The 21,601-nt window shown below is 68.3% G+C and carries 18 protein-coding genes; 11 read left to right on the forward strand and 7 right to left on the reverse strand.

Annotation, left to right across the window (positions count from 1 at the left end; genetic code table 11):
* Nucleotides 1-117 precede the first annotated feature (117 nt).
* From KF783_RS03060 to phbB, 3 genes are read left to right on the forward strand one after another with little or no spacing between them, the layout of a single operon-like run.
* Entirely contained in the window at nucleotides 118-2,349 is a 2,232-nt protein-coding gene (locus KF783_RS03060; RefSeq protein ID WP_294076468.1) for a molybdopterin cofactor-binding domain-containing protein, read from the forward strand.
* Nucleotides 2,346-3,350, forward strand: coding sequence for a ferrochelatase (gene hemH / locus KF783_RS03065; RefSeq protein WP_294076470.1), 1,005 nt, complete (start codon nucleotides 2,346-2,348; stop codon nucleotides 3,348-3,350). Before KF783_RS03060 ends, hemH begins: the two co-directional genes overlap by 4 nt.
* A gap of 30 nt (nucleotides 3,351-3,380) precedes the next feature.
* Entirely contained in the window at nucleotides 3,381-4,103 is a 723-nt protein-coding gene (gene phbB / locus KF783_RS03070) for an acetoacetyl-CoA reductase (protein ID WP_294076472.1), read from the forward strand.
* 93 nt (nucleotides 4,104-4,196) lie between these two features.
* On the opposite strand, the gene KF783_RS03075 is transcribed toward phbB, so the two are convergent.
* A complete protein-coding gene (locus KF783_RS03075) occupies nucleotides 4,197-4,733 on the reverse strand; it encodes a porin family protein (protein ID WP_294076473.1) in 537 nt (178 codons plus the stop codon).
* A 224-nt stretch (nucleotides 4,734-4,957) separates the two neighbouring features.
* Complete coding sequence (locus KF783_RS03080) at nucleotides 4,958-5,341, reverse strand: glycine zipper 2TM domain-containing protein (RefSeq protein ID WP_294076475.1); 384 nt, start codon at nucleotides 5,339-5,341, stop codon at nucleotides 4,958-4,960.
* Nucleotides 5,342-5,768: 427 nt separating this feature from the next.
* On the opposite strand from KF783_RS03080, the gene KF783_RS03085 reads away from it, so the two are divergent.
* Nucleotides 5,769-6,743 (forward strand): esterase-like activity of phytase family protein, encoded by a 975-nt coding sequence (locus KF783_RS03085; protein WP_294076477.1) that lies wholly within the window; start codon nucleotides 5,769-5,771, stop codon nucleotides 6,741-6,743.
* A 99-nt stretch (nucleotides 6,744-6,842) separates the two neighbouring features.
* On the opposite strand, the gene rpmB is transcribed toward KF783_RS03085, so the two are convergent.
* Nucleotides 6,843-7,136: a 50S ribosomal protein L28 gene (gene rpmB / locus KF783_RS03090; protein ID WP_294076479.1), complete on the reverse strand. Its 294-nt coding sequence runs from the start codon at nucleotides 7,134-7,136 to the stop codon at nucleotides 6,843-6,845.
* Between the two features lie 161 nt (nucleotides 7,137-7,297).
* On the opposite strand from rpmB, the gene KF783_RS03095 reads away from it, so the two are divergent.
* Nucleotides 7,298-7,576: a hypothetical protein gene (locus KF783_RS03095; RefSeq protein WP_294076481.1), complete on the forward strand. Its 279-nt coding sequence runs from the start codon at nucleotides 7,298-7,300 to the stop codon at nucleotides 7,574-7,576.
* A gap of 60 nt (nucleotides 7,577-7,636) precedes the next feature.
* Nucleotides 7,637-8,086, forward strand: a complete 450-nt coding sequence (locus KF783_RS03100) for a nucleoside deaminase (protein ID WP_294076482.1) — start codon at nucleotides 7,637-7,639, stop codon at nucleotides 8,084-8,086.
* A gap of 95 nt (nucleotides 8,087-8,181) precedes the next feature.
* On the opposite strand, the gene KF783_RS03105 is transcribed toward KF783_RS03100, so the two are convergent.
* Complete coding sequence (locus KF783_RS03105; RefSeq protein ID WP_294076484.1) at nucleotides 8,182-8,859, reverse strand: OmpA family protein; 678 nt, start codon at nucleotides 8,857-8,859, stop codon at nucleotides 8,182-8,184.
* A 160-nt stretch (nucleotides 8,860-9,019) separates the two neighbouring features.
* Here KF783_RS03105 and KF783_RS03110 point away from each other — a divergent pair, with 160 nt between their 5' ends.
* From KF783_RS03110 to KF783_RS03125, 4 genes are all read left to right on the forward strand, one after another.
* The gene (locus KF783_RS03110; RefSeq protein ID WP_294076486.1) at nucleotides 9,020-10,330 is read left to right on the forward strand and encodes a hemolysin family protein; all 1,311 of its coding nucleotides are present in this window, start codon (nucleotides 9,020-9,022) and stop codon (nucleotides 10,328-10,330) included.
* Between the two features lie 113 nt (nucleotides 10,331-10,443).
* On the forward strand, nucleotides 10,444-11,322 hold the full coding sequence (gene thiL, locus KF783_RS03115; protein WP_294076488.1) for a thiamine-phosphate kinase: 879 nt from the start codon (nucleotides 10,444-10,446) through the stop codon (nucleotides 11,320-11,322).
* Nucleotides 11,323-11,543: 221 nt separating this feature from the next.
* A complete protein-coding gene (locus tag KF783_RS03120) occupies nucleotides 11,544-13,646 on the forward strand; it encodes a sodium-translocating pyrophosphatase (RefSeq protein ID WP_294076489.1) in 2,103 nt (700 codons plus the stop codon).
* A 121-nt stretch (nucleotides 13,647-13,767) separates the two neighbouring features.
* Complete coding sequence (locus KF783_RS03125) at nucleotides 13,768-14,781, forward strand: LacI family DNA-binding transcriptional regulator (protein WP_294076490.1); 1,014 nt, start codon at nucleotides 13,768-13,770, stop codon at nucleotides 14,779-14,781.
* A gap of 20 nt (nucleotides 14,782-14,801) precedes the next feature.
* On the opposite strand, the gene KF783_RS03130 is transcribed toward KF783_RS03125, so the two are convergent.
* Nucleotides 14,802-15,512 carry an aspartyl/asparaginyl beta-hydroxylase domain-containing protein gene (locus KF783_RS03130; RefSeq protein ID WP_294076491.1) on the reverse strand — a complete coding sequence of 237 codons (711 nt, stop codon included), beginning with the start codon at nucleotides 15,510-15,512 and terminating at the stop codon, nucleotides 14,802-14,804.
* Nucleotides 15,513-15,688: 176 nt separating this feature from the next.
* On the opposite strand from KF783_RS03130, the gene KF783_RS03135 reads away from it, so the two are divergent.
* Nucleotides 15,689-18,577 carry a M16 family metallopeptidase gene (locus KF783_RS03135; RefSeq protein ID WP_294076493.1) on the forward strand — a complete coding sequence of 963 codons (2,889 nt, stop codon included), beginning with the start codon at nucleotides 15,689-15,691 and terminating at the stop codon, nucleotides 18,575-18,577.
* Nucleotides 18,578-18,638: 61 nt separating this feature from the next.
* Here KF783_RS03135 and KF783_RS03140 read toward each other — a convergent pair whose 3' ends face one another.
* Nucleotides 18,639-20,432, reverse strand: a complete 1,794-nt coding sequence (locus KF783_RS03140; protein WP_294076494.1) for an AMP-dependent synthetase/ligase — start codon at nucleotides 20,430-20,432, stop codon at nucleotides 18,639-18,641.
* Nucleotides 20,433-20,542: 110 nt separating this feature from the next.
* Nucleotides 20,543-21,532, reverse strand: a complete 990-nt coding sequence (locus KF783_RS03145) for a quinone-dependent dihydroorotate dehydrogenase (protein WP_294076497.1) — start codon at nucleotides 21,530-21,532, stop codon at nucleotides 20,543-20,545.
* Nucleotides 21,533-21,601 lie beyond the last annotated feature (69 nt).

Raw genomic sequence — 21,601 nt, forward strand, 5'->3', positions numbered from 1 at the left:
CCACTTTGCGCCGAACCCAAGCGCTTAGAGTCGCGGGCGCGCGGTCGACCGACCGATTCACGGTTCGTTGGCGATCGGGGCTTGGCGCGGCCCGCGAAGCGCGGGTAGAGCAAGGCGATGGCGACGGAGCGGCAGGGCGGCAAGGGCATCGATCGGCGCACGCTGCTCATCGGCGGCGGCGCGGGACTCGGGCTGATCGTGGCATGGGCGGTGTGGCCGCGCAGCTATCGCCCCAATCTGAGCGTGCGCGAGGGCGAGACTGCGTTCGGCGCGTGGCTGAAGATCGCGACCGACGGGCAGGTCACGGTGGCGATCCCCCAATGCGAATATGGCCAGGGCGTGTTCACCACCCTGCCCCAGCTGATCGCCGACGAGCTTGGCGCGGACTGGCGGACGGTGGGCGTCGAACAGGCACCGCTCAATCCCATCTACGCCAATTCGCTGGCGGCGGCCGAACTGTTTCCCGGCGTGGTGCCGGATCAGCTGCGCCGCACCCATGCGGTGCGCACCGCGCTGATGCTGACCGGCGGATCGACCTCGATGCGCAGCTTCGAAGCACCGTTGCGGCGTGCGGGCGCGGCGGCGCGGGCGATGTTGTGCCAGGCGGCGGCGCGGCGATGGGGCATCGACTGGCGCGCCTGTGCCACCGCCGGCGGCTTCGTGATCCACGGCCAGCAACGGCTGCGCTTTGGCGAGCTCGCCGCCGACGCCGCCGGCGAATCGGTGCCGCGCGACCTGCCGCTGCGCGAGGGGGAGACGGCGCGGCTGGCGGGCGAACCGCTGCCCCGGCTCGACGCCCCGGCCAAGGTGGACGGCAGCGCCAATTTCGCCGCCGACATCCGCCTGCCCGGCATGGTCTTCGCCGCGATCCGGCAGGGGCCGGTCGGCACGCGCCGGCTGGTCGGCGCGGACGAGGCAGCGGCCAGCCGCGTGCCGGGCATGCTCCATGTCGTGAAGAACGAACGCTGGATCGCGGCGGTCGCCAACAACTGGTGGGCGGCCAGCCGCGCGCTCGACGCGCTCAAGCCGCGGTTCGAGGTGACGGCCCGGCTCGACAGCGCGACGATCCAGGCCGCGCTCGACGCCGCGCTCGACGGGCCGGGAAGCCGGATCGTCCATGAGGGCGATCTGGCGCCGGTGTTTCGCGGCGCGCGGGTCGTCACCGCCGAATATCGCGCCGGCGTCGCCCTGCACGCCGCCGTGGAACCGATGACCGCGACCGCGCTGTGGGAGGATGGGCGCCTGCGCCTGTGGCTGCCGACCCAGGCGCCGGGACTGGCGCGCGGCGCGGTAGCCCGCCTGCTGGGCATTGGCGAGGGCAGCGTGACCATCCACCCGGTCTTCGCCGGCGGATCCTTTGGCCAGAATCTGGAGCATCAGGCGGCCGAACAGGCGGCGCTGATCGCCCGCGAACTGGGCAAGCCGGTCCAGCTGAGCTGGTCGCGGGGAGAGACGATGATCCACGATCGCGTGCGCGCGCCGGCCGCCGCGCGCATGTCCGCGCGGCTGGGCGGCAACGGCGCGGTCGCAGGCTGGCTCGCAAAGATCGCCGCGCCGTCGTCGGGACATGAGCTTGCCCGGCGGCTGATGGCCGGCGACAGCGCGATCGGCGCCGGCCTGGCGATCGCCGGCACCGGCGACCCGGCGGCGGTCGAGGGCGCCCGCCCACCCTATCGCATCCCCAATCTCGCGATCGACCATCATCCGGCCGACATCGGCCTGCCGACCGGCTATTGGCGCGGCGGCGCACACGGCGTCACCGCCTTCTTCACCGAAAGCTTCATCGACGAACTCGCGCATGTCGCGGAGATCGAGGCGTTTTCGTTCCGCATCGCGATGCTCGGCGGCGAACCGCGCCTGGCGCGGTGCCTGTCCACCGTCACCTCGCTCGGCGGGTGGCAGGGCGGCACGGCGGGCAGCGGCCAGGGTCTTGCCTGCCACGCCTTTCGCGGATCCTATATCGCGGTGATGGCGGAGGCGTCGGTCGGCGACGATCAACGGGTACAGGTCGATCGCCTGGTCGCCGCCGTCGATTGCGGGCGCGTCGTGAACCCGGATGTGGTGCAGCAGCAGATCGAGGGCGGGCTGATCTTTGGTCTGGCCGCCGCGACCGGCGCCACCACCGGTTTCACCGATAACATGGCGGAGGCCCGGCGCTTTTCCGACCTCGGCCTGCCGCGCCTGGCCGACACGCCCGACATCATGGTCGAACTCGTCGCCAGCGAGGCGGATCCCGGCGGGGTCAGCGAACTGGCGGTCCCCCCGGTGGCGCCGGCGATCGCCAACGCGCTGTTCGCCGCGACCGGCGTCCGCCTGCGCCAGCTGCCGCTGATTCCGGGGGGCGAGTGACCCCTCCGGCCGATCATCCCGCAATCGCGCCGGCGCGCGTCGGCGTGCTGCTCGTCAATCTCGGCACGCCCGACGCGCCCGACGCGCCCGCCGTCAGACGCTATCTGGCCGAGTTTCTGTCCGACCGCCGCGTCGTCGAGATCCCGTCGCTGCTGTGGCAGCCGATCCTGCGGGGGATCATCCTGAACACCCGCCCCCGCAAGTCCGCCCACGCCTATGCACAGGTGTGGAGCGCGGAGGGTTCGCCGCTGGCGGCCATCACGCGGCGGCAGGCGGCGGCGTTGCAGGCGGCATGGCCGGACGTCCGGGTCGATTGGGCGATGCGCTATGGCAGGCCGGCGATCGGCGAGCGGATCGCGGCGATGAAGGATGCCGGCTGCGACCGCATCCTGATCGCGCCGCTGTACCCGCAATATTGCGCGGCGACGACCGCGACCGCGAACGACGCCGCCTTCGCCGCGCTGGCGGGGATGCGCTGGCAACCGGCGGTGCGCATCCTGCCCCCCTATCACGACGATCCCGCCTATATCGCCGCGCTCAGGAAGTCGGTGGAGGATCAGCTCGCCGCGCTCGATTTCGCGCCACAGGCGATCCTCGCCAGCTTTCACGGCATGCCCCGGCGGACGCTGGACCTGGGTGACCCCTATCACTGCCAGTGCCGCAAGACCGCGCGCCTGCTCGGCGAAGCGCTGGGCCGTGAACTGCCCGTCGTCTTCCAGTCGCGATTCGGCCGCGCGAAATGGCTGGAGCCTGCGACCGACATCACGCTGGCCGATCTGCCGGAACGCGGCGTGACGCGGGTCGCGCTCGTCGCGCCGGGATTTTCCGCGGACTGCCTTGAGACGCTGGAGGAGCTGGCGATCCGCGGACGCGAAACGTTCATGGCGGCGGGCGGCACGCATTTCGCCTATCTTTCCTGCCTCAACGACGACGATCCGGGCATGCGTATGTTGCGCGACATCATCGGCAGGGAACTTGCGGGCTGGGCCGACCTAACCTAGCGTCGGGAAACAGAAACAAAGGAGAGGCGCATGGGACGAGTAGCGATCGTGACGGGCGGAACCCGCGGCATCGGCGAGGCGATCAGCGTCGCGCTCAGGGATCTGGGGATGACCGTCGCCGCCAACTATGCCGGCAATGATCAGCGTGCCGCCGAATTCACCGAGCGCACCGGGATTCGGGCGTTCAAATGGGACGTCGCCGATTATGACGCGTGCCAGGCCGGCATCGCCGAGGTCGAATCCGCCCTTGGCCCGGTCGATGTGCTGGTCAACAATGCCGGCATCACCCGCGACGGCACGATCCTCAAAATGACCTACCAGATGTGGAAAGAGGTCATGGACACCAATCTGGGCGGGTGTTTCAACATGGCCAAGGGCGTCTTCCCCGGCATGCGCGAGCGCAAATGGGGCCGCATCGTCAATATCGGATCGATCAACGGCCAGGCGGGTCAATATGGCCAGGTGAACTATGCCGCGGCAAAGAGCGGCATTCACGGCTTTACCAAGGCGCTGGCGCAGGAGGGCGCGCGCGCGGGCGTCACGGTGAACGCGATCGCGCCGGGCTATATCGATACCGACATGGTCGCCGCGGTTCCCGCCGACGTGCTGGAAAAGATCGTCGCGAAAATCCCGGTCGGCCGGCTGGGACAGGCGAACGAGATCGCACGCGGCGTCGCCTTCCTGTGTTCGGAGGAAGGCGGTTTCGTCACCGGATCGACGCTGTCGATCAACGGCGGCCAGCACATGTACTGACCGGCGCGACCGCGCTGTGGCCTGATCGTGAAGGGGCCGGCGCCTTGTCGGGCGCCGGCCCTTTTGCGTTCCGGCATCCGGCCGGGCGATCCTTCAGAAACGAACGCCCAGGCCGACCACGCCCTGCTGGCGCTCCACCCCGGCCTCATAGTTGGAATAGCGATATTCGGCCTTGGCGAAGATGCTGTCGGTCAGCTTCTTTTCCACACCCACGCCGACGCGGATGCCGTCGGCATTGCCATTGCCCGCGATCGTCCGGATCCGCGCATTGGTATAGCCGACCTTGCCATAAATCAGCGTCGTTCCCGCCGCATAGCCGACGCGCCCGCCGATATACAGGTCACGCGCGGTGCTGGCGACCGTCGCCGCGCCCGCCTTCAGCCGCGCGCTCGAATCGGCGATCTCGCCCTCGACGCCGAACACCGCGCTGCCCTTCTGGATGTCATAGCCAAGCCCCAGGCCATAGATCACGCCGTCAGGATTGCGCACGCCCGGCGTGTTGAGATCGACCACGTCATAACCGGTGATCACCGTCGCGGTCGCGCCGCTGAACGGTGCGGACTGGTCCTGCGCCAGCGCGGGGGTGGCGAACGTCATCGCGGCGGCGAGCGCCAGTGCAAACTTCTTCATCTTCCTTGTTCCTCACACGAAATCCATACCCGTCGCCACGCCATGTCGGTGCGGCGACAGGGGGGAATGTGCGGATGAAACGGGTGCGTAACCACTGACGCTTCCGGACAGGATGGCCGATCAGGACCGGCGAACCAGTCGCGCGGATGGCTCCCGCTCCCGCCAGAAAAAAGGCCGGCCCCCGTTGCGGGGACCGGCCTCTCTGGTCTCATCCTCGTCCGCGATCAGCGGCGACGGCAATAGTCCGGGCGGTCCGACCGGTCGATCGCGCGACCGGCAACGGCGCCGAGCACCCCGCCGAGCACTGCGCCCAGCGTCTTGTCGCCGCGCCCGGCGATCGCGTTTCCGGCCAGCCCGCCGGCGATCGCGCCGACGATGGTGCCGCCGTCGCCGTCATTGCACTTGTCACGCGCGCGGCTGCGATAATCATAGCGGCGGTCGCCACGGTCGTACTGGCGATATCCGTCATAGCCACGATAGCCGTCGCGGCCATAATAGCCGTTATCACGATATTCGTAGCGACTCTGCGCCACCGCCTGGCCTGCGGGAATGATCGCGGTGCCGGTCATCGCCATGGCGGCGCCGATCAGGGAAAGCTGCTTGAACATGCCATATGCTCCTTGTTCTTGCCGTTGTCGTGCGATGCCGGCCCATGCCGTCATCGTTGAACATGGTTTCGCACAGCCGTGTTGAGCGGACGCTGAATGTCGCGGTTATCCGCCGTTCAGCCTGGCGGTGGCGATGGGGGAGAACAGGAAATCCGGCGCGGTCCGCACTGGCCCGACAGGGGGGAACCCGGCCCCCGATACGCAACGCGGGGAAGTCGGGCCGGGCGTGGTGCGGACCTGCGCCGGCAGGTCGGGCGGGCCGGCGCTGCGTGCGACGCGACCCGTTGACTGACCCTTAGCTGAACGGGATTGAGCCGTGGCTGAACGCTGCGGTTATCCAGGGTTCAGCAATGGGGCGGTAATACGGCAAAACGCAACGAAGTCCCGCGTGGCATCCGCCTTGCGAACGCCTATGAAGATGGCACCGATGCGCATCCTTCTTTCCGTCCTGCTCCTGCTGTTCCTTCTACCCAGCTGGAGTGGAGAGGAACGACTCCCCGTGCTTCACGCCGACGCGCCGGTGACGGCTCGCCGCGTCGCACTCAATCCGACCGATCCGAACCAGGTCGAGCTGGGCGGCCTGACCTATCTGGGCGGGCTCGAATTCAGGAGTTCCGCGCCCGGATTCGGCGGCTTTTCCGCGATGGCGGTGCTCGGCGACCGCTTCACCCTTTTAAGCGACAGCGGAACGCTCATGACGTTTCGCATGGACGCCAGCATGGCGCCGCAGGGAATCCGCTTTTCCGCCCTGCCCGACGGTCCCGGCACCGGCTGGTCGAAGCTCGATCGCGACAGCGAATCGCTGACGCGTGACCCGGCGACCGGAAGCTGGTGGGTGGGGTTTGAACGGGCGAACGCGATCTGGCGCTATTCGCCCGATTTTACGCGCGCCACGGGACACGTCGCGCCGCCGGCGATGGCCGACTGGCCATCTGGCAGCGGCCCGGAAACGATGGTCCGGCTGCGCGACGGGCGCTTCCTCGTGATCGCGGAGGGTGAAGAGGGCGCGCGCAAGGGAACCAAGGAGGGGCTGGACTTCACGACCGATCCGGTGCGGGCGCCGCGACGTGGATTCGTCTTCAGCTATCGTCCGCCACGGGGGTATCGCCCGGTTGATATCGCCGAGCTGCCGGACGGGCGGCTCGCGATTCTGAACCGCCGCTTCGCGTTGCGCACGCTGTTCACTGCGGCGCTGACCATCGTTCCCCGCGCGGCGATCCGGCCTGGCGCGATCGTGCGCGGGCGCGAGATCGCACGGTTCACCGCGCCGATCCTGCACGACAATTTCGAGGCGATCGCCGTGACGCGCGAGGGAAAGGACACGATCCTGTGGATCGCATCGGACGACAATCAGCAATTCTGGGAACGTTCGTTGCTGCTCAAGTTTCGACTCGACGTCTGAGCGCGCCATGCAGGCCGCGCCATCGCATTGGCCACAACGCCGAACGGCCCGCGTCCCCGATGGGAGCGGGCCGATCGACAGGCGCGACGCCGGCGCGAATCAGGCCGCTTCGGCGACCTTCTTCTTGGCGATCTCACGCTTCAGGCGACGGGCGCGCAGCGACAGCTTGTCGTCGCTGGTCTTGAGCAGCCAGTTGTCGAGGCCGCCATTATGTTCGACCGAACGCAGGCCGTGGGTCGATACGCGCAGGCGGATCGAGCGCTCCAGCGCCTCCGACATCAGCGTCACATTCTGCAAATTGGGCAGAAAGGTCCGCTTGGTCTTGTTGTTGGCGTGGGAAACATTGTGGCCCACCTGCCGGCCCTTGCCGGTCAGCTCGCAAATGCGCGACATCGCTAAAGTTCCTAGGTTATGCCTGTTCCGGTCGTCCCGGAAAGTGGGGGCCGATAACGGGACAGGCTGTTTTCGTCAACCTTGTTCCCCATGGCCGATGCAACTCCTATGGTGAACGGCGCGTTATTACGCAAACGATTCGAATAGGGAGATCGAACGCGATGCGTGGACTATTGGCGATTCTGGGCCTGGCGGCCGTCGTGATCGTAGTATTGATGTCGCTGGGCATGCTCAGCATCAACATGCAGTCGGGGTCACTCCCGACGATCAAATTCGAAGGCGGCAAGGCTCCGGCGGTGCAGGCCGATGTCGGCAAGGTCGGCATGGGCTACACCAACAAGACGGTGCAGGTGCCGACCGTGACCATGGAGAACAAGACGATCCAGATCCCCACCGTCGAGGTGGAGAAGGCCGACCCGACTCCGGCCGCGACCCAGTAATCCCGGCCGCCCGCGCCGCCACCGCTGGCGGCGCGGCGCGGGTGGGTGCATAGCGGGCGGATGTTCCCGCTTCCCGAACCCATGCGCCTCGCGCTCGATGCCGCGCGCGATGCCGCCGGGGATGGCGAGGTGCCGGTGGGTGCCGTCGTGACGCGTGGCGGATCGGTCCTGGCCGTCGCGACGAACGCACCGCGGCGCCTTCACGACCCGACTGCGCATGCCGAAATCCTGGCGATTCGCGCCGCAGCGACGAAGATCGGGACCGAGCGACTCGCGGATTGCGACCTGTGGGTGACGCTTGAGCCGTGCGCGATGTGCGCCGGCGCGATCGCCCATGCGCGAATCGCCCGCCTCTATTACGGGGCGAGCGATCCCAAGGGCGGCGCGGTCGAACATGGCGCCCGCATCTTCACCCAGCCGACCTGTCACCATCGCCCGGACGTCTATCCCGGCATTGGCGAGGGCGAATCAGGCGCCTTGCTCCGCGCCTTTTTCGCCAGCCGGCGGTGAAACCGCAACCGCGCCGGTGGCGGGCAGCCAGCTCTGAATTCTGATCAGATCCCGGACGGAGCGGCGCTGATCGCACCGCCCCGCTCCGTCATCTCTCACCGCATGTCGCTGTCGCGCACCGGCACGATCTTGATCTCGACGCGGCGGTTCTGCGCGCGCCCTTCCTCGGTATCGTTGCTCGCGATCGGCTGGGTCTCGCCATAGCCGCGCGTCGCAAGCCGCGCCTGGGCAACGCCCTTCATCGCCAGATAATTGGCGACCGACGCCGCGCGCCGCTCGGACAGCGCCTGGTTATAGGCGTCGCTGCCCACCGAATCGGTGTGGCCGTACACATCGACATAGGTCTGGTTGTAGCGGCCGAGCACGTCCGCCACCTTGTCCAGCGTCGGCATATATTGCGGCTGGATCGTCGAGCTGTCGGTGGGGAAGGTGATCCCCGACGGCATTTGCAGGATCAGGTCGTCGCCGCGCCGGATCACGCGGACGTCGGTGCCGGCGGTGCGCTCGCGCATCTCCCGCTCCTGCTTGTCCATATAATAGCCGACCGCGCCGCCCGCGAGCGCGCCGATGCCGGCGCCCACGATCTTTTCGGTGCGATCGCGCCGCCCGCCGACCAGGTCGCCGAGCAGATAGCCGCCCACCGCGCCGCCGACCGCGCCGATCGCGGTCTTCGAAATCGTCGTCCGTCCGGTTTCCGGATCGGTCATGCAGGCGCCGGTCAGGGTCAGCGCCGCGAGCGCCGGAATCAGGGGCCATTTTACGCGAACGTGCATGTATTCCTCCACTAATTGTGCGACGAGAACGGCTCTCGACGCCGGCTTGTTCCACCTGCGCATCGACGTGGCGGCACGCGATGGCGCATCAAACGCGGTCCGACCCCGCAATCCGTCGTTGTGGAATCGCGCGAAATCCGCTTATGGGGGATGCAGGCCGATGGACCCGCTCCCCCCATTTCCCTGGATCGATGTCGCGATCATCCTCGCGCTGGTCGCGCTCAACGGCATCTTCGCGATGTCGGAGCTGGCGATCGTGTCCGCGCGCACCGCCCGGCTCGAGGCGCTGGCGCGCACCGGCCGGCGCGGCGCGACGACCGCGCTTTCGCTGGCCGCCGACCCGGGTCGTTTCCTGTCGACGGTCCAGATCGGGATCACCCTGATCGGCATCGTCGCCGGCGCCTATTCGGGGGCCAGTCTCGGCACGCCCACCGGCGCGCGCATCGCCCGTCTGGGGGTCGATCCGCAGACCGCCGAAACGATCGGTTTCGCGCTGGTCATTGCGCTCACCACCTATGCCTCGCTGATCGTCGGCGAACTGGTGCCGAAGCAATTCGCGCTACGCTCCCCAGAGCCGATCGCGGTGCTGGTCGCGAAGCCGATGCTGTGGCTGGCGCGGATCACCGCGCCGCTGGTGTGGCTGCTCGATCAAAGCAGCGCACTGGTGTTCCGCCTGCTGGGCATGAAGCGCGAATCGGAAAATCGCGTCACCGCCGAGGAACTGCACCTGCTGGTCGCCGAAGCGACCCGGTCGGGCGTGATCGAGGAGCATGAGCGGTCGATCATCTCCGGCGTCGTGCGCCTTGCCGATCGCCCGGTGCGAGAGGTGATGACGCCGCGCACCGATGTCGACTGGATCGACGTCAATCTGGACGAGGCGGAGATTCGGGTCGCGCTGGCCGCCACCCCCCATACCCGCCTGCCGGTGGCGGAAGGATCGGTGGATGCGGTGATCGGCGTGGTGCAGGCGCGCGATGTCGTCGCCGCGCTGATCCGGGGCGAACCGCTCGACCTGCGCGCGCTGATGCACAGCGCGGCGGTCCTGCCCGATCAGGTCGATGCGATGGACGCGCTCGGCGCGCTGCGCCGGGCGGCGGTGCCGATGGGTTTCGTCCATGACGAATATGGCCATTTCGAAGGGATCGTGACCCCGGCCAACTTGCTCGCCGCGATCGCCGGTGAGTTCCTGTCGGACACCGATCCGGGCGATCATCCGGCGATCACCGTGCGCGACGATGGATCGCTGCTCGTCTCGGGGCAGCTCGCCGCCGACACGCTTGCCGAACGGATCGGCATCGACCTGCCCGAAGATCGCGATTATGCGACCGTCGCCGGCCTCGCCTTGTCGGTGCTCAAGCACCTGCCACAGGAAGGCGAGAGCTTCGTCGAACAGGGCTGGCGTTTCGAAGTCGTCGATATGGACGATCACAAGATCGACAAGCTGGTGGTGGGCGAGGTGGCGGCGCCCTGACGTCCGCCAATGGCCGCCCCCGGCCGGCGACCATGCAGACCGGCGCGCTCCCCACGCCTGATGCGCCGCCCGTGGCGATTGTGGAGCGGCGCGCGCTTCCCTACCATCGCGTCATGGCCGACGAGTTCGCGTTCCTGACCGCGTTGCGCGGCATCGCCACGCATCCCGGCGCGAACGGGCTGCGCGACGATGCCGCGCATCTCGACGTGGCGGGCGGGCGGCTCGTCCTCACCACCGACACGATGGTCGCGGGCGTCCATTATCGCCCCGAAGACCCGGCGGAATCGGTCGGCTGGCGGCTCGCGGCGGTCAATCTGTCGGATCTGGCGGCGAAGGGCGCGCGGCCGCTGGCATGCCTGCTCAACTACACGCTGTCGGGCGATCCGGCATGGGATGCCCGCTTCCTCGCCGGGCTGGACGACGCGCTGTCCACCTATGCCCTGCCGCTGCTGGGTGGCGACACGGTCGCGATGCCGCGCGGATCGGCGCGCGCCCTTTCGCTTACCGCGATCGGCGTCGCCGGACCCGATACGCCATTGCGCAGCGGGGCGCGGGCGGGCGACGGCGTCTGGGTCACCGGAACGATCGGCGCCGCCGCGTTCGGCGACGACGGCGATCCGGTCGATCCCTCCCGCTATCTTCGCCCGATGCCCCGCGTTGCGGAGGGCCAGGCGATCGCCCGGCTCGCCACCGCGATGATGGACGTGTCGGACGGGCTGTTGATCGATGCGGAGCGCATGGCGACGGCGAGCGGCGTCGCGATCGAAATCGATCTCGATGCCGTGCCGGTCACGCCGGCGGGGATCGATCCGCTCGCCGCCTGCACCGCGGGGGACGATTACGAACTGCTGTTCACGCTTCCGACCGGCATCGTACCGCCGGTCGCCGCCACCCGCATCGGCACCGTGCGCACGGGTGCGGGAATCGCGCTGACCACACAGGGCGGTCCGGTTCCGCTGCCCGCCCGGCTCGGCTACGCCCACCGCGCCTGACCGGCAAATACGTCCTCTTTTCGGCGCACGCGTCGCGCGGGCGTCAGCGCACGCCCGCAACATGCGCGGATGCGTTCCGCCGGCGGCGCGGCGCACGCCCTTCATGTCAGGCGATCGCGGCGCTTGACAGCCCCCGGCCCCTCTCTAGGCTCCGCCCGCGACGCAAACCGCAATCGGCGCAGACCGGGCGGGGAGCGGGGAACTCAGGGGAAGGATACCAGATGACGATCGTTTACATCGCCATCGCGTGCGGCGTGCTCGCCGTGCTCTATGGCCTGGTAACGTCGCAGCAGGTGCTACGCGCACCCGCGGGCGATCAGAAGATGCAGGATATCGCCGCCGCCATTCAGGAGGGCGCCAAGGCCTATCTCGGCCGCCAGTACACCACCATCGCGATCGTCGGCGTCATCGTCGCCGCGGTGCTGTTCTTCACGCTTGGCCGCCTGTCGACCGTCGCGTTCCTGATCGGCGCGGTGCTGTCGGGCGTGGCCGGCTATGTCGGCATGAACATCTCGGTCCGCGCGAATGTCCGCACGGCAGAGGCGGCGCGCGGATCGTTGCAGGGCGGCCTGACGCTGGCGTTCCGCGCGGGTGCGGTCACCGGCATGCTGGTCGCCGGCCTGGGCCTGCTCTCGATCGCCGGCCTCTTCTGGTATCTGGTCGGCCCGGCGGGCAGCCAGCCGGGGGGTGAGGAGATCATCCATGCGCTCACCGCGCTGGCGTTCGGCGCCTCGCTGATCTCGATCTTCGCGCGCCTGGGCGGTGGCATCTTCACCAAGGCGGCGGATGTCGGCGCCGATCTGGTCGGCAAGGTCGAGGCGGGGATTCCCGAGGACGATCCCCGCAACCCGGCGGTGATCGCCGACAATGTGGGCGACAATGTCGGCGACTGCGCCGGCATGGCCGCCGACCTGTTCGAAACCTATGTCGTGACGATCGGCCTCACCATGGTGTCGATCGCGCTGCTGGTGCAGGGGCTGGGCGCGGATGCGATGCTGGCGCTCATGGCGCTGCCGCTGATCGTCGGCGGCGTGTGCATCATCACCTCGATCATCGGCACCTATATGGTCCGGCTCGGCTCGTCCGGATCGATCATGGGCGCGCTGTACAAGGGCTTCTGGACCACCGCGATCCTGGCCGTGCCGGCGATCTGGTTCGCCAGCAGCTACGCGCTGGGCGATCTCAACGCGAAGATCGGGGACCAGGCCTATACCGGCATGGACCTGTTCTGGTGCATGATGATCGGTCTGGCCGTCACCGGCCTGCTGGTGTGGATCACCGAATATTATACCGGCACCAACTATCGCCCGGTGAAATCGATCGCCAAGGCGTCGGTCACCGGCCATGGCACCAACGTCATCCAGGGCCTCGCCATCAGCCTTGAGGCGACGGCGCTGCCGACGATCGTGATCGTGATCGCGGTGATCGGCGCGTTCCAGCTGGCGGGCATCATCGGCGTGGCGTTCGCCGCGACCGCGCTGCTGGCGCTGGCGGGCATGGTCGTCGCACTCGACGCCTATGGCCCGGTGACGGACAATGCCGGCGGCATCGCCGAAATGGCGGGCCTGCCCGATGACGTGCGCACGCGCACCGACGCGCTCGACGCGGTGGGCAACACGACGAAGGCGGTGACCAAGGGCTATGCGATCGGTTCAGCGGCGCTGGCGGCGCTCGTGCTGTTCGGCGCCTATACCGAGGATCTGGGCCGTTACTTCCCGACCGTGACGGTGGACTTCTCGCTCAGCAATCCGTTCGTGATCGTCGGCCTGCTGCTGGGCGCGCTGCTGCCCTATCTGTTCGGCGCGTTCGGCATGACCGCGGTAGGCCGCGCCGCCGGATCGGTGGTGGAGGATGTGCGTCAGCAGTTCCGCGACAATCCCGGCATCATGGCCGGCACCAGCCGACCCGCTTATGGCCGGACGGTGGACATCGTCACCCGTGCCGCGATCAAGGAGATGATCATCCCCTCGCTGCTGCCGGTGCTTTCCCCGGTCGTGTTGTATTTCGTCATCAAGGCGGTGGACGGCCAGGCCAATGCCTTTGCCTCGGTCGGCGCGATGCTGCTCGGCGTGATCGTTTCGGGGCTGTTCGTCGCGATCTCGATGACCTCGGGTGGCGGCGCGTGGGACAATGCCAAGAAATATATCGAGGACGGCAATCACGGCGGCAAGGGCAGCGACGCCCATAAGGCCGCGGTGACCGGCGACACGGTCGGCGATCCCTACAAGGACACCGCCGGGCCGGCGGTGAACCCGATGATCAAGATCACCAACATCGTCGCGCTGCTGTTGCTGGCCGCGCTGGCGGGTGGCGTCACCGGCTGACCGGACCGCCTTCACCACCTGTTTCGGGGCGCCGTCGATCTTCGCCGGCGCCCCGTTTCGTTCGCGACGCTTGCGCCCCGCCAACGCTGTCACCTATTGAAGCGCGCGGGGTGGACAGCCAATGGCGCGACGACCGACGATCAAGGAAGTATCGAAACTGGCGGGCGTGTCGTTCAAGACCGTCTCACGCGTGCTGAACAACGAACGCAATGTCAGCGACGAAACCCGCCGCCGCGTCGAACAGGCGGTGGCCCAGCTCAATTTCCGGCCCAGCCTGGCGGCGCGCGCGCTGGCGGGGCGCAAGTCGTTCCAGATCGGCCTGCTCTACGACAATCCCAGCGCCTATTATGTCTATCACCTGCTGGCCGGCGCCCAGGCGCGATGCGCGGTGCATGGTCACCGCTTGTTGAGCCAGCCCGTCGATTGCACGAGCGGCACGCTGGTCAGCGACGCCACCGCACTGATCGACGAAACGCATCTCGACGGGGTCATCATCTCGCCGCCGGTCACCGAATCGGTCGCGTTGCTCGACGCGCTCGATCAGCGCGGCCTGCCCTATGTGCGGGTCGAGCCGGGCATCCAGCCGGAGCGCGGGCGGTGGGTGACGATCGACGACGACGCAGCGGCACGCGAACTGACCAAGCACCTGATCGGCCAGGGCCACCGGGCGATCGGGTTCATCGGCGGCCCCGAAAGCCATGTGTCGTCGCGCGAGCGCCTGGCCGGCTACCGCGTCGCGCTTGAGCAGGCGGGAATCGCGTTCGACCCGGCGCTGGTCGTGCGGGGCGACTATAGTCTGTCGTCCGGGCGGGTGGCGGCGCGAAGCCTGCTGGCCCGCGATTCGAGGCCCAGCGCGATCTTTGCCGCGAATGACGACATGGCCGCCGGCGCGCTCGCGACCGCCCATGCGATGGGGATCGACGTGCCGGACGCGCTTTCGATCGCCGGGTTCGACGATTCGGACCTGGCCGCCGCCGTCTGGCCGCCGCTCACCACCGTTCGCCAGCCGGTCCGCGAGCTTGCCGCCGCCGCGGCCGAGCTGTTGCTGGGCAGCGACGTAAAGGAAACGCGACTCACCTTGGCGGTGGAGCTGGTGGTTCGCGCCAGCACCGGGCCGGCGCCGGGCGAGACTTAGCGCTGGCGGATGCGGGGCGGTTAGCCCGGCACCCGCATGTCCCCGCGCGCCTCCTGCGCGAAGGCACGGCGGCGCAGGCGATCGAGCACCGCATCGGCGACCCATTTTCCTGGCTGGCGCAACGGCCGCCGGACGTGGACCTGTAGGACGAGGCGCGCACCCGACGTGTCGTTCCACACCTCATGATCGCAGGTGTCGTCGAACAGCAGCGTCTCTCCCACCGCCCAGCGGACCACCCGGTCCCGCACCCGCATCCGGACATCCCCGTCGCGCGGGACGACCAGGCCCAGGTGACAGGTGAGCAGCCCCTTGCTGGCCCCGCGATGCGGCGGAACATGCGTGCCGGGCGCCAGAACCGAGACGAACGCGCTGTCGAGATCGGGGATTCGCGCGACGACGCGATGCGTCCGGGGGCAGTGGCGCAGATTTTCCGCGACCCCGGCCCCGCATTCCCACAGCAAGGCCGGACGGGACGGATCCGCTGGCGCCGTCGCGAGCGCCTCGTCCCGGATCGCCTGCCAATTGTCGCGCAGCAGCCGCGTCCATTCGAAATCGCGGACGTCCAGGACGGGATCGTTCGATACCAGCGAAAAGGCGCCGATCGCCCGATCGGAGGCATCACGGACCCATGCGCCCGCCCGCGCCCTTAGCGGGCGGCGCCGGGCAGTCGCCGGCGGCGCCACGATTGCGGCCGCCGCGCCATGCGCCTCGAACGAGAGATGATGCTTCACAATCCACCCCGGCAACCGGCGCGAAACAAACCCGCCCCCATGACTGCGGCCCGCGCCGATTCGGCGTTAGGCGCCGGATGGGTCCAAAACATGGCGTAAGTCGCGCCATCTCTCTGAAAGCTCGCCCAATTTGATTGTCTGGCGGTCCGGGCGGAAGCGCGCTAGACTGTCGGTCGATGGCCTTGTTCTCGCGCGTCAAGCAGTTCGCCCTTCCCCTCCTCTTCGCCGCCGCCGCCCTGCCCGCTCTGGCGCAGGTGGCGACGCCCGCCGCCGCGCCCCAGGCGGCGGTGGCGGTGGATCGCACCGCGTGGCTCTACAAGGGCAGCGACATTCCGCACGATCCGGAATGGCGGTTCGGCACGCTGCCCAATGGCTTGCGCTATGCGGTGCGCAAGAATGGCGTTCCGCCCGGACAGGTCGCGGTGCGGATGCGGATGGATGTCGGCTCGCTGATGGAGCGGGAGAACGAGATGGGGTTCGCGCACCTCATCGAGCACCTCTCCTTTCGCGGTTCGGAAAAGATCCCGGACGGCGAATCGAAGCGCGTCTGGCAGCGGCTGGGGGTGACCTTCGGTTCGGACAGCAATGCCCAGACGACGCCGGTTTCGACGACCTACAAGCTGGACCTGCCCGACGCCAACGAAGCCAGTCTCGACCAGTCGCTGATGATCCTGGCCGACATGATGGCCGCACCGAGCCTGAGCCAGACGGCGCTGGACGCCGAGCGGCCGGTGGTGCTGGCGGAGCAGCGCGAGGGATTGCGGCCCCAGGCGCGGCTGAGCGACGCGCAGCGCGAACTGTTCTTTGCCGGACAGTTGATGGGCGAACGGCCGGTGATCGGCACGACCAAAACGCTCAACGGCGCGACGGCGGCGTCGGTGAAGGCGTTTCACGACCGCTGGTATCGGCCCGAACGCGCGACCCTGATCATCGTCGGCGACCTTGATCCGGCGCTGTTCGAACGGCTGATCGTCAAGCATTTCGCGGCGTGGAAGGGCGACGGCCCGAACCCGAAGGCACCCGATTTCGGCAAGCCCGATCCGACCAAGCCGACCAGCGCGGCGATCGTCGAACCGACATTGCCGCCGGTCGTATCGATGGCGGTCCTGCGCCCCTGGACGGTGTTTGAGGATACCATCATCTTCAACCAGGAGCGGATGGTCGATTTCGTCGCGCTGCGCATCATCAACCGCCGGCTGGAGACGCGCGCCCGGGCGGGCGCCGCGTTTGCAGGAGCGGGTGCGGACCTGTCGGACGTCGTGCGTTCGGCCAACGTGACCTCGATCCAGGTGCTACCGCTGGGCGAGGATTGGGAAAGCGCGGTCAAGGAAGTGCGCGCGGTGATCGCCGATGCGCTCGCCAGTCCGCCGACCCAGGCGGAGATCGATCGCGAGGTCGCCGAAATCGACGCCCAGATGCGCAACGCCATTGCCACCGCGCCGGTGCAGGCAGGATCGAAGCGCGCCGACAATCTGGTCGATGCGATCGACATCAACGAAACCACCACCAGCGAGCAGGAAAGCTACAACATCCTGAAGGGCGCGGTGGAGAAGAAGATGTTCACGCCCGCGCGGGTGCTGGAATCGACGCGCCGGATCCTCCAGGGGACGACGACGCGCGCGATCATCACGACCCGCACGCCCGACGCCAACATCCAGGCGAAGCTGGCGACGGTGCTGAAGGCCGATGTTTCCGGCCTGGCGGGGACGCGCAAGGCGGGCCGCGCGGTGACCTTCCAATCGCTGCCCAGGCTGGGCGCGCCGGGCAAGGTGGTCGAACGCGGCGTCGCCGTCACCGAACCGAAGATCGAGAAGGTGCGGTTTGCCAATGGCGTGACGCTGCTGCTGTTCCAGAACCCGGGTGAAGTCGGGCGCGTCTATGTCAGCGCGCGCTTTGGCCGGGGCATGCAGGCGATTCGGGCGGGGGCGAAAACCCCGGCATGGGCGGGCGACATGGCGTTGATCGCCAGCGGCATCGCGTCGCCGGGCGGTCTGCTGGGCCAGGAGGAGATCGACCGGCTGACCGGCGACCGCCAGATCGGCATGACGTTCGGCATCGACGACGACGCCTTCGTGCTGGCCGGCCAGACCTCGCCGGACGACCTTGCCGACCAGCTCAAGCTGCTCGCCGCCAAGCTGGCGTCACCGGGCTGGGACCCCAATCCCGTGGCGCGCGCGCGCGCGGTGTCGATTTCCGGCTATGCCGCGACCACCTCATCCCCCGACGCGGTGATCGGACGCGATCTGGAGCGCGAACTGCGCGGCGGCGATGCACGCTGGGGCGCCCCCGATCTCAAGCAGATCGAGGCGCTCAACGCCAAGGACTTCCGCGCCTTCTGGGAGCCGCTGCTGGCGAGCGGCCCGATCGAGGTCCAGATTTTCGGCGATGTCGATGTCGAAAAGGCGATCGAGGCTGCCCGGGTGAGTTTCGGCGCCCTCAAGCCCCGCAAGCCGGCGCCGGTGGTGTCCCCCACGGTGCGTTTCCCGGCCCATAATGCCACGCCGGTGGTGCTGCACCATAGCGGGCAGGCCGATCAGGCCGCAGCGGTGATCGCATGGCAGACCGACGGCGGATCGTCGAACATCGCCGAAAGCCGCAAGCTCGAGATTCTGGCCGCGATCATGCGCGACCGCATCCTCGACCGCATCCGTTCGGGCGAGGGCGTCAGCTATTCGCCGACGGTCATCAGCCAGTGGCCGGTCGGCCAGCCGGGGGGCGGCCGGATCATGGGGCTGACGCTGCTGCCGCCGGACAAGACCGACCTGTTCTTCCGCGTCGCGCGCGAAATCGCCGCCGATCTGGTCGCCAAGCCGGTCGAACTCGACGAACTGCGCCGGGCGATGGTCCCGACGATCCAGATGGTCGTGCGCCGTTCGAGCGGCAATCCGTTCTGGATGCAGGAAACCCAGGGCGGGACCCTCGATCCCAAGCGGCTCGCCGCGATCGCGACGATCGCGGTGGATTACGGCCAGACCTCGCCCCAGGAACTACAGGCGCTGGCGGCCAAATATCTGTCGCCGAACAAGGACTGGACGCTGGTGGTGCTGCCCGAAGCGAAGAAATAGGAGCCCCTCGGCGCGGGGTATCCGGCCCCCCCACCCCCGGGTCGCGGGGCGGCCGCGCCCGTTACGATTTGTAGAGCGCGTCCAGCCGCCCGCCATAAACCTGTTTGAGGATGTGGCGGCGGATCTTCAGGCTCGGGGTCAGCTGTTCGTTTTCGATCGTGAACGCCTCATCGGCCAGGATGAAGCGGCGCACCCGCTCGATCACCGACAGGTCCCTGTTCACCCGCTCCACCGCCGCGCCCAGTGCCGCGCGATAGGCCGGGTCCTCGCGAAGCGCGGCAAGATCGCACGCCACGCGATTGCGGGCGCACCATTCCTGCGTCCATTCGGGATCCGGGACGATGACCGCCGTCATATAGGGTTTGCGGTCACCCGCGATCATCGCCTGCATCACTTCGGGTTGCAGGGTCAGCATCCCCTCCACCTTTTGCGGCGCGACATTGTCGCCCTTGTCGTTGACGATGATGTCCTTCTTGCGATCGGTGATCCGGATGCGGCCGCGCGTGTCGATCTCGCCAATGTCGCCGGTATGCAGCCAGCCGTCCTTCAGCACGCGGTCGGTTTCGGCCTCGTTCCGCCAATAGCCGTGCATCACCAGTTCGCCGCGCACCAGGATTTCGCCATCCTCCGCGATGCGCACCTCGACATTCTGAAGCGGCGGGCCGACCGTATCGTGCTTGAGACCGGCACTCGGCCGGTTGCAACTGATGACGGGCGCCGCCTCGGTCTGGCCATAGCCTTGCAGGAAGGTGAGGCCGAGGCTTTCGAAGAACACGCCCACCTCGGGGTTCAGCGGCGCGCCGCCCGACACCATCGCCTTGATCCGCCCGCCGAACTTCGCCGCCAGCTTGGGGCGCAGCGTCCGCGACAGGAACAGGTTCATCGGCTGGTCCCACAGCGGAACCCCGCCCGCCGCCTTCTTCCCCCCGATCGCAACCGCCCGGTCGAGCAGATAATTGGCGAACCTGCCCTGCTTCTCGACCTGTTTGCTGATCCGGGTTCGCAGCACTTCGAACAGGCGCGGGACGACGACCATGATCGTCGGGCGCACCTCCTCGATATTCGAGGCGAGTTTGTCGAGGCCCTCCGAATAATAGATTTCGGCGCCCAGGCCGATCGGGAAGTGCTGCCCCCCGGTATGCTCATAGGCGTGGGAGAGCGGCAGGAAGGAGAGGAATACCTCATCCTCCCATCCGAAATCCTCGCTGATCACGGTGACGCACCCTTCGACATTGCACAGGATCGCGCCGTGATGCTGCATGACGCCGCGCGGAGACCCGCCGGTGCCGCTGGTGTAGATGATGCACGCCAGGTCTTCGCGGGCAAAGCCGTCGGCGGCGCGCGCGGCCGCCTCCACATCCGCCGGATGATCGACGATCAGGCGCTTCCAGTCGTGAAACTCGATCGCCCCGGGCTGCCCCATCCGCATCTCCTCGATGCCGATCACGGTGTGGGCGCCGCTGGCGCGCAGCACGGCGGGAAGCAGGGTTTTCGCCAGCTTCGCATTCGACACGATCGTCATGCACGCACCCGAATTGTCGATGATGTGCTGATGATCGCGTTCGGTGTTGGTCGTGTAGGTCGGCACCGTGACGCCACCCGCAGCCATGATCGCCAGATCGCTGATGCACCATTCGGGGCGGTTTTCGCTGACCAGCATCACGCGGTCGCCGGGTCTCAGCCCCAGGTCGCGCAGTCCGGCGGCGAGCGAGGCGACCTGCCGCGCCGCTTCCGCCCAGCTGGTCGAATGCCATTTCCCGCCCGATTTCGCCCACAGGAACGGCGCGTCCCCCTTTTCGCGCGCGCGCCTGAAGAACATCTGCACCAGACTGTCGAAATGTTCGAGCTTTCGCATCCTGCGTCCTAACTCCTGCGGCGCCGGTTCGTGCCGGCCGCTTGCGCGAACCCTAACGCGGCGCGGCGCGAGCGCAATGCCGCTACGTCATCGTGGCGTCGCTGCTGCGTTCAGAGCGCCTTGAGGATGCGGCGCACCAGGCCCGGCCCTTCATAGACGAGCGCGGAATACAACTGCACCATCGCCGCGCCGGCATCGAGCCGGGCGCGGACCTCATCCGCCGAATCGATTCCGCCGACGGCGATGACCGGCAATCGCCCGCCGCAGATCGAAATGGCGTCGGCCAGCTTTGCGCGCGCGAGTTCGCGGAGCGGCGCGCCGGACAGGCCGCCGACCTCCCCGGCGGCGCGCGAACGCAGGCCCGCCGGGCGCGAGATGGTGGTGTTTCCGACGATCAGCGCGTCGATGCCATGATCGATCGCGGCGCCCGCCGCGCCCTCCAGGCCCGCACGGTCAAGGTCGGGCGCCACCTTGAGGAACAGCGGAACGCGACGCCCTTCCACCAGCCGCGCGGCGGCGGATGCGGCGAGCAGGTCGTCGAGCGCCGGCCGCGACTGAAGATCGCGCAGGCCGGGCGTGTTGGGCGAACTGACGTTGATCGTGACGTAATCGGCATGCCGCGCCGCCTTGCCGACCGCCAGCGCATAATCGGCGACGCGATCGACGCTGTCCTTGTTCGCGCCGACATTGATGCCGAGCATGCCGGCGCGCCGCGCCCGGGCGACCCGTTCAAGCGCGGCGTCAATCCCGCCATTGTTGAATCCCATGCGATTGACGACGCCGCGATCCTCGACCAGCCGGAACAGGCGCGGTTTCGGATTGCCGGCCTGGGGCCGAGGGGTGAGCGACCCGATTTCAACGCTGCCGAAACCCAGGTTGAACAGGCCGTCGATCGCCTCCCCATCCTTGTCCAGGCCGGCGGCCAGGCCGACCGGGTTCGCAAATACCAGGCCGGCGATCGTCACCGGCCGGACGCGCGGAATGTCACGCAACAGGGGCGCGGTGCCTCCCGCCGACAGCGCGGCGGCCCGGATGGCGAGCCGGTGCGCGCGTTCGGCGTCGAGCGTGAAGATCAGCGGCCGGAGCAGGTCATAGAGCATGACCGGCCCATAAGCCCCCGGCTTGACTATGCCTAGCGCCGCGCCCATCTGCCCAATCGGAACGAATCA

This window comes from Sphingomonas sp. (genome assembly GCF_019635455.1).
In the GTDB taxonomy this organism is placed as follows: Bacteria; Pseudomonadota; Alphaproteobacteria; order Sphingomonadales; family Sphingomonadaceae; genus Sphingomonas.

What these genes read in the sequence shown, in the direction of transcription:
- KF783_RS03075 (WP_294076473.1), bottom strand. Translation starts at nt 4,733, where the DNA reads ATGAAGAAGTTTGCACTGGCGCTCGCCGCCGCGATGACGTTCGCCACC.
- KF783_RS03060 (WP_294076468.1), top strand. Translation starts at nt 118, where the DNA reads ATGGCGACGGAGCGGCAGGGCGGCAAGGGCATCGATCGGCGCACGCTG.
- KF783_RS03100 (WP_294076482.1), top strand. Translation starts at nt 7,637, where the DNA reads ATGTTCCCGCTTCCCGAACCCATGCGCCTCGCGCTCGATGCCGCGCGC.
- KF783_RS03140 (WP_294076494.1), bottom strand. Translation starts at nt 20,432, where the DNA reads ATGCGAAAGCTCGAACATTTCGACAGTCTGGTGCAGATGTTCTTCAGG.
- KF783_RS03125 (WP_294076490.1), top strand. Translation starts at nt 13,768, where the DNA reads ATGGCGCGACGACCGACGATCAAGGAAGTATCGAAACTGGCGGGCGTG.
- KF783_RS03110 (WP_294076486.1), top strand. Translation starts at nt 9,020, where the DNA reads ATGGACCCGCTCCCCCCATTTCCCTGGATCGATGTCGCGATCATCCTC.
- KF783_RS03085 (WP_294076477.1), top strand. Translation starts at nt 5,769, where the DNA reads ATGCGCATCCTTCTTTCCGTCCTGCTCCTGCTGTTCCTTCTACCCAGC.
- KF783_RS03080 (WP_294076475.1), bottom strand. Translation starts at nt 5,341, where the DNA reads ATGTTCAAGCAGCTTTCCCTGATCGGCGCCGCCATGGCGATGACCGGC.
- KF783_RS03120 (WP_294076489.1), top strand. Translation starts at nt 11,544, where the DNA reads ATGACGATCGTTTACATCGCCATCGCGTGCGGCGTGCTCGCCGTGCTC.
- KF783_RS03105 (WP_294076484.1), bottom strand. Translation starts at nt 8,859, where the DNA reads ATGCACGTTCGCGTAAAATGGCCCCTGATTCCGGCGCTCGCGGCGCTG.
- KF783_RS03145 (WP_294076497.1), bottom strand. Translation starts at nt 21,532, where the DNA reads ATGCTCTATGACCTGCTCCGGCCGCTGATCTTCACGCTCGACGCCGAA.
- KF783_RS03135 (WP_294076493.1), top strand. Translation starts at nt 15,689, where the DNA reads ATGGCCTTGTTCTCGCGCGTCAAGCAGTTCGCCCTTCCCCTCCTCTTC.
- thiL (WP_294076488.1), top strand. Translation starts at nt 10,444, where the DNA reads ATGGCCGACGAGTTCGCGTTCCTGACCGCGTTGCGCGGCATCGCCACG.
- phbB (WP_294076472.1), top strand. Translation starts at nt 3,381, where the DNA reads ATGGGACGAGTAGCGATCGTGACGGGCGGAACCCGCGGCATCGGCGAG.
- rpmB (WP_294076479.1), bottom strand. Translation starts at nt 7,136, where the DNA reads ATGTCGCGCATTTGCGAGCTGACCGGCAAGGGCCGGCAGGTGGGCCAC.
- KF783_RS03095 (WP_294076481.1), top strand. Translation starts at nt 7,298, where the DNA reads ATGCGTGGACTATTGGCGATTCTGGGCCTGGCGGCCGTCGTGATCGTA.